4 protein-coding genes and 1 pseudogene are annotated in these 6927 nt (G+C 67.6%); 2 read left to right on the forward strand and 3 right to left on the reverse strand.

Annotated elements, in window-relative coordinates; all coding sequences use genetic code 11:
* The first annotated feature begins 168 nt into the window (after nt 1-168).
* Nucleotides 169-1695, forward strand: a complete 1527-nt coding sequence (locus ACTZQ5_RS11545; protein WP_443585335.1) for a peptide chain release factor 3 — start codon at nt 169-171, stop codon at nt 1693-1695.
* 148 nt (nt 1696-1843) lie between these two features.
* Here the strand turns inward: ACTZQ5_RS11545 and ACTZQ5_RS11550 are convergent, their stop codons facing one another.
* On the reverse strand, nt 1844-3118 hold the full coding sequence (locus tag ACTZQ5_RS11550; protein ID WP_443585336.1) for a spinster family MFS transporter: 1275 nt from the start codon (nt 3116-3118) through the stop codon (nt 1844-1846).
* 242 nt (nt 3119-3360) lie between these two features.
* Nucleotides 3361-5748 carry a TonB-dependent receptor gene (locus ACTZQ5_RS11555; protein ID WP_443585337.1) on the reverse strand — a complete coding sequence of 796 codons (2388 nt, stop codon included), beginning with the start codon at nt 5746-5748 and terminating at the stop codon, nt 3361-3363.
* A gap of 115 nt (nt 5749-5863) precedes the next feature.
* On the opposite strand from ACTZQ5_RS11555, the gene ACTZQ5_RS11560 reads away from it, so the two are divergent.
* Nucleotides 5864-6526, forward strand: a complete 663-nt coding sequence (locus tag ACTZQ5_RS11560; RefSeq protein WP_443585338.1) for a TetR/AcrR family transcriptional regulator — start codon at nt 5864-5866, stop codon at nt 6524-6526.
* A gap of 208 nt (nt 6527-6734) precedes the next feature.
* Here ACTZQ5_RS11560 and ACTZQ5_RS11565 read toward each other — a convergent pair.
* Nucleotides 6735-6927, reverse strand: a pseudogene (locus ACTZQ5_RS11565) (hypothetical protein); the annotation flags it as partial.

Genomic DNA, 6927 nt, shown 5'->3' on the forward strand with positions numbered 1-6927 from the left:
CTACGGCGCGCAAATCTGCCAATGGGCGCGCATGACCAACGTCCGCTGCACCTCGTCGCTCATCCGGCGGGCGAACCGCGGCGGGCGATTCCAGCCCCGACGTAGTGTCAACTTCGCCAACTTCCGCGCCGCTCGCCCGAGTCGCGCGCCTTTCGGATTTCGCCGCCCGTGACCTCGCCCCGCCGTACCTTCGCGATCATCTCCCACCCCGACGCCGGCAAGACGACGCTGACCGAAAAGCTGCTGTATTTCGGCGGCGCGATCCACCTCGCCGGCGAGGTGAAGGCGCGCGGGGCGAACCGGCGCGCGCGATCCGACTGGATGAAGATCGAGCAGCAGCGCGGCATCTCCGTCACCTCGTCGGTGATGACGTTCGAGCGGGACGGCATCACCTTCAACCTGCTCGACACGCCGGGCCACGAGGACTTTTCGGAAGACACCTACCGCACGCTGACCGCGGTCGATTCGGCGGTGATGGTGATCGACGCCGCCAAGGGCATCGAGCCGCAGACGCGCAAATTGTTCGAGGTCTGCCGCCTGCGCTCGGTGCCGATCATCACCTTCGTCAACAAGGTCGATCGCGAAGGCCGCCCGGTGTTCGAGCTGCTCGACGAGATCGCCGACATGCTGGCGCTGGACGTCGCGCCGATGAGCTGGCCGGTCGGCATGGGCGGCGAGTTCGAAGGCGTGCTCGACCTCACCACCAACCGCATCAGCCGGCCGGAGGGCGACAGCCGCGCCTTCCACGGCAAGACGGAGGCGGACCCGGCGCTTTCGGAGCGTTGGGCGGAGGAGATCGAGCTGGCGCAGGCGGGCTATGCCGCGTTCGATGCCGAGGCGTATCGCAACGGCGACCTGACGCCGGTCTATTTCGGGTCCGCATTGAAGGACTTCGGCGTCGCCGAGCTGATCGGTGCGCTCGCCGAGCATGCGCCGCCGCCGCGCCCGCAGCCCGCCGAGCCGGCGCCGGTCGCGCCCGAGAACGACGAGGTGACCGGCTTCGTCTTCAAGGTGCAGGCGAACATGGATCCCAACCACCGCGACCGTATCGCCTTCATGCGGCTGTGCTCGGGGACGTTCAAGCGCGGCATGAAGCTGACGCCCACGGGCCACGGCAAGTCGATCGCGGTGCATTCGCCGATCCTGTTCTTCGCGCAGAACCGCGAAGTGGCGGACGAGGCGTTTCCCGGCGACATCATCGGCATCCCCAACCACGGCACGCTGCGCGTCGGCGACACGCTGTCGGAGCGCGCCGACGTGCGCTTCACCGGCCTGCCCAATTTCGCGCCCGAGATCCTGCGCCGCGTGGCGCTCAAGGACCCGACCAAGACCAAGCAGCTGCGCAAGGCGCTCGACGACATGGCCGAGGAGGGGGTGACGCAGGTCTTCTATCCGGAGATCGGCTCCAACTGGATCATCGGCGTCGTCGGCCAGCTGCAGCTGGAAGTGCTGCTCAGCCGGCTGGAGGTGGAATACAAGGTCGCCGCCGGGCTGGAGCCGGCGCCGTTCGAGACCGCGCGCTGGATCTCGGCGGAGAACCCCTCCGACCTCAAGGACTTCGCCGACCTCAACCGCGCGGCGATGGCCAAAGACCGCGACGGCAACCCGGTGTTCCTGGCGAAGAGCGCATGGGAGGTCGGCTATATCGCCGATCGCTACAGCAAGGTTCGCTTCGCCGCGACGCGCGAGCGGTAGCGGCAGCCTCCACCGTCATCCCGGCGAACGCCGGGATCCATGGTGGCGAGTGGCTGGCGGTGGCGCGTCGACGCCGATGGCGCGCCGTCCATGGATCCCGGCGTGCGCCGGGATGACGGTGTGGAGATGCTAATAAGTCCGCTCTTTCTCAGCCCACCCAATCGCGCCTCAGCGGCCGCACCGCGAGCAGCATCAGCGCCGCCGCGACCAGGTAGAAGCCCAGCGCATAGGTCGTCGCATAGCGCAGCGCGTCGTCGCCATGCGCCGCGGTCATCGCGTCCGACAGCCGGCCCATCACCAGCGATCCCAGCCCCAGGCCGATCAGGTTGTTGATGAACAGGAAGCTCGCAGACGCGGTGGCGCGCATCGGCGGCGGCACCAGATGCTGGACCGCGGTCGTCACCGGCCCCAGCCACAGGATGTTGAGCCCGTTGGGGATCAGGAACAGGAACCAGGACAGCGTCGCCGATCCGCTGGTGAGGCCGGCGGCGAACAGCGGCACGGTCACCAGCCACGCGATCGCCGGCAGCCTGGCATAGACGCCGCGATCCGCCGCACCCAGCCGGTCGGCGAGCCAGCCGCCGGCGAACACGCCGATCGTGCCGCCGATCAGCAGCAGCGACCCGACATATTGCGAGGCGGTGAGCAGCGTGAAGCCGAACGAGCGGATCAGCACCGACGGGATCCAGAAGGCGAGGCCATAGCCGCACAGCGAACTGAACGACGCGGCAAAGCTCATCAGCCAGAAGCTGCGCTTGGCGGCGAGGATGCCGAACACCGCCCACACCGACACCCGTTCGGCCTTTGCCACCGCGGCAGGGTCGAACAGCCCGCGCGGCGGCTCCTTGACGATCAGGCGGAATATCGGCGCCAGCACCACGCCGGCAAGGCCGACCGCGATGAACGCCCAGCGCCAGTCGACCGCGCTCGCCAGCAGCCCGCCGAGCAGCGCCCCGGCCGCCAGGCCGACGGGGATGCCGAGCGAATAGATCGACAGCGCCCGGCCGCGCTGCTGCGGCGGGAAATAGTCGGCGATCATCGCATAGGACGGCGCCACGCCGCCTGCCTCGCCGACGCCGACGCCGAGCCGAAACAGAAAGAATTGCCAGAAGCCGGTGGCAAGCCCGCACAAGGCGGTGAAGGCGCTCCAGACGCCCAGGCTGATCGTGATGACCCAGCTGCGGCTGGTGCGGTCGGCGACCAGCGCGAGGGGGATCGCCAGTGTCGAATAGAGCAGCGCGAAGGCGAGGCCGCCGAGCAGGCCCAGCTGGGTATCGCTGAGGTGCAGCTCCGCCTTGATCGGCTGGGCGAGGATGCCGAGGATCTGCCGGTCGAGGAAGTTGAACGTGTAGACGACGAGCAGCATCGCCAGCACGAGCGCCCGATAGCGGGGGGAGGGGGCGGGGGTGGTCACGTCGCTCATGCCTTTCGCTTGCCAGGTGCGGCCGTCCCTGTGTGCCACCGGTTCCACACCTTCATTCCACCTGGGCAGGGAGGACGATCATCCGCGTGTTCGCGTCCTCAGCGTGGTGCGCTTTGACCTCATCCGTTTGCCCTGAGCCTGTCGAAGGGCACCGTGCCGCAAACGTACGGCCTGTGGCAGCCCGCCCTTCGACAGGCTCAGGGCAAACGGAACAGGGTGAGCCGGGTTCACCGATCGATACGCTAGAACTTCGCCCCGAGGCTGAGGAACACCTGCCGCGGATTGCCGTAGAAGGCGGTGGCGACACCTTCCTTGCCCAGCGTCGGGGTGTAGCCGCCCGCTGCGGTCAGGATCGGCACGCCGGCGACCGTGCTGTTGATATATTGGTAGCCGCTGGTCTTGTAATGCTTGTCGGTCAGGTTCTTGCCGTACACGCCGACAGAATAGCGCCGCCCCTCGCCGAAGGCATAGGTGATGCCGGCGTCGAGCAGGGTATAGCCCGGCTGGTCGAGGAACGGGCTCGCCGTCTCGAACTGGTGGGTGAGGCTGCGGTAGGAGACGGTGGAATTGGCGGTGACGAGTCCGCCGGCGACCGGCACGTTCCCGGTCAGCGTGCCGGACGCGGTCCATTTCGGCGTGTTCTGGAAGACGCGGACGTTGGCGACGTCCACCCCGGTCGGGCCGATGAAGCGGCGGTAGCGCGCATCGATATAGCCGAGCGTGCCGTTCAGCGCGACCGACGAACCCGCGCCGGCGAAATCGCGCGCGAGGATGGCGGTGCTCTCCAGCTCCACGCCCTTGATTCGCGCCTTGGCGGCGTTGGTGGTGATGCCGCAGAAGCTCTGGACGCCGTTCTGCAGGCAGCCGACCGATCCCGGCACCTGCACGTCGGTGTAGTTCGAGTAGAAGCCGGCCAGTGCCCAGGTCAGCCGATGGTCGAATGCGGCGCCCTTGTAGCCGGCTTCGTAGCTGGTCACCGTCTCCGGGCGGAACAGCAGGTAATTGTAGATATCCTGATAGGTGCGGCCCGCGGCAGGATTGCTGATCGGTGCCGAGGTGCCCGAGCCGCGCGGATCGAAGCCGCCGCCCTTGAACCCTTCGGCATAGGACACATACAGCAGGTGATCCTCCGCCGGCTTGAAGCTCAGCGACGCACGCGGGGTGAAGCGCTTGAAGTTCGCCTTGCCGCGGAAGTTGGTCGCCGGTGCGCCGAACGGCACCGGTGTGCCGCCGAATTCAGAGGTGAGGCCGATGTAATTCGCCTTGAATACGTAGGACTGGCGCTCGTCCCACGTATAGCGGCCGCCGAGCGACAGGCTGAACTGCGACGTGAAGTCGAAGGTGAAGTCGCCATAGACCGACGAGGTTTCGGTGCGCACGTCGCCCGCCGTATAGGCATCGAAGCCGGGCAGAGTGGTGGACAAGAGCACGCCGAACCCGGTCGATGCCTTGGCGCCCAGATAGTAATAGCCGACGAGGCCGTTCAGCCGGTCCGAGCTGTAGAGCAGCTGGAATTCCTGGCTGGTCTGTTCGTTGCGGTAGATCGCGGGCACGTCGACGTCGACGGCGGGCAGGGCATCGAAATCGATCGGCGTGAAGCTGTCGTCCTTGCGCCACGCGCTGATGCTGCGCAGCGTCAGGTGATCGCTCAACTGCGCGTTGGCGGTCATCGACAGGCCGCCGGCCTTGATGTCCTGCCTGGGGAAGGTCAGCCCGGCGCGCGTGTCGAACACGTCGGTGAGCACCGGCGCGCCCGACAGGAGGCCGGGGATCAGCCGATGGCCGTTGCGCGGGTTGCTCCGGTCGTGCGTGTAATCGCCGGTGATGCGCACGAACAGCCGCGTGTCGGGCGATTCGAATTCCACCGTGCCGCGTGCCGCCCAGATATCCTTGTTGTAATTGTCGATGTTGAGGTTGGTGTTGCGCCCGAAGCCGCCGCGGCTGAGCCGCGCCCCGGCGACGCCCAGCTTGATGAGGTCGCCGATCGGCGCTGACAGAGCGACGATGCCGTCGGCCTGGTCGTACGAGCCGTAATTGGCCTTTACCCGCACCTCGGGATCGTCGGGCAGCCGCTTGGTGACGTATTTCACCGCGCCGCCGATCGTGTTGCGGCCGTAGAGCGTGCCCTGCGGCCCGCGCAGCACCTCGATCCGGTCGACGTCGTAGATATCCAGGACGGCCGCCTGCGGACGGTTGAGGTAGACATCGTCGAGATAGATGCCGACGCCCGATTCGAATCCCGGCACCGGATCCTGCTGGCCGACGCCGCGGATGAAGGCGGCGAGCGTCGAATTGGTGCCGCGCGCCGCCTTCAGCGTCGTGTTGGGCGTGACGTTCTGCAGGTCGGTGAGGTCCACCGCGCCGATCTTGTCCAGCTTGTCCGCGGAGAAGGCGGTGACCGCGATCGGCACGCTCAGCAGCGTCTCTGCGCGGCGGCGCGCGGTGACGACGATATCGCCGCTATCCTCGACCGGCGTGTCGCTGGTGTTGGGCGTGGTCTGCGCCGCGGCGGCGCCATCGCGGCTGTCGCTGGCGGTATCGGTGGGTGCGACCTGCGCGGCGGCCGGCATGGCGAGCAGCGCCGCCGCGGCCGCACCGAGCATCAGGAACGTGGACGTGCGCGCCTTCATGGACTTCATCCCCTCTGTCACGGCGCCGTCCGGTAGACCCGGGTTGTACGCCTGTCGGGAAGGCTATAGTGAAACCTGAACCAGGATTCAACTTGGGATGTGAGGGGAGGCGGCGATGACGGGCGCACAGGGGCAGGACGCGGCCGGGAGCGACGACGCGATGGCTGCAAAGGCGCCGCGGACGGCGCGCGGCCGCAAGACGCTGCGCGCGCTGCTCGATGCGGCGGCACTGGAATTCGGCGAGCGCGGCTTTCACGATGCGTCGATCAGCGCCATCACGCGGCGCGCCGGCGTGGCGCTGGGCAGCTTCTACACCTATTTCGATTCGAAGGACGCGGTGTTCCGCGCGCTCGTCACCGATCTTTCCGCCCAGGTGCGCGATCATGTCGCGCCGGCGATCCAGGCGGCGGACGACGGCATCGCGGCCGAGCGGGCGGGCCTTGCCCAGTTCATCGGCTTCGTGCGGCGGCACAAGGAGATCTACCGGATCATCGATGAGGCCGAGTTCGTCGATGCCGAAAGCTTCCGCCGCCATTATGCCTCGACCGCAGAGCGGATCGAGGCGCGGCTGACGGCGGCCGCAGCGCGCGGCGAGGTGCGCGGCGACGTATCGGACGTGCATGCCTGGGCGATCATGGGCATGAACGTGTTCCTCGGCCTCCGCTACGGCGTGTGGGATGAGGATCGCGGCGTGGATGACGTCGCCGACAGCGCGGCGAGCCTGTTGCGCGATGGCCTGGCGCCGCGCGGGCGCGAGGGCGGCGACGGCGGGCGGTGATCGAGGCGGCAGCCGGCGTGAGTCTCACCGTGCTTCGGCAGCCTCAGCAAGAACCGGTTCTAGGGCTGATCGATATTCAATCCTGCCGCTGGCGTGGAAGGATTAAGAGGATCCCTCATCGCGGATGTCGATCGGGCCTAGCGCGTTGGCGGCAGGGCTATCGCATAGGGGCGGTCTGGTCCGCGATCTTCAATCCTCCGTCATCAACTCAGAAGATGGCTGCGTCTCTGAGCCTGGCGTTGGCGATGACGATGAGTTTTCGCATGACGGCGAGGGTGGCGACGATGGGTTTTTTGCCGTTGGCGAGGAGGCGGCGATAGAAGGCGTTGAGGTCGGGGTGGCGGCGTGCGGCGGTGAGGGCGGCCATGAACATGGTGTGCTTGACGCCGGGTCTGCCGCCG

It is taken from the genome of Sphingomonas cellulosilytica, from assembly GCF_052321755.1.
Lineage (GTDB): Bacteria > Pseudomonadota > Alphaproteobacteria > Sphingomonadales > Sphingomonadaceae > Sphingomonas.

What these genes read in the sequence shown, in the direction of transcription:
- ACTZQ5_RS11550 (WP_443585336.1), bottom strand. Translation starts at nt 3,118, where the DNA reads ATGAGCGACGTGACCACCCCCGCCCCCTCCCCCCGCTATCGGGCGCTC.
- ACTZQ5_RS11555 (WP_443585337.1), bottom strand. Translation starts at nt 5,748, where the DNA reads ATGAAGGCGCGCACGTCCACGTTCCTGATGCTCGGTGCGGCCGCGGCG.
- ACTZQ5_RS11560 (WP_443585338.1), top strand. Translation starts at nt 5,864, where the DNA reads ATGACGGGCGCACAGGGGCAGGACGCGGCCGGGAGCGACGACGCGATG.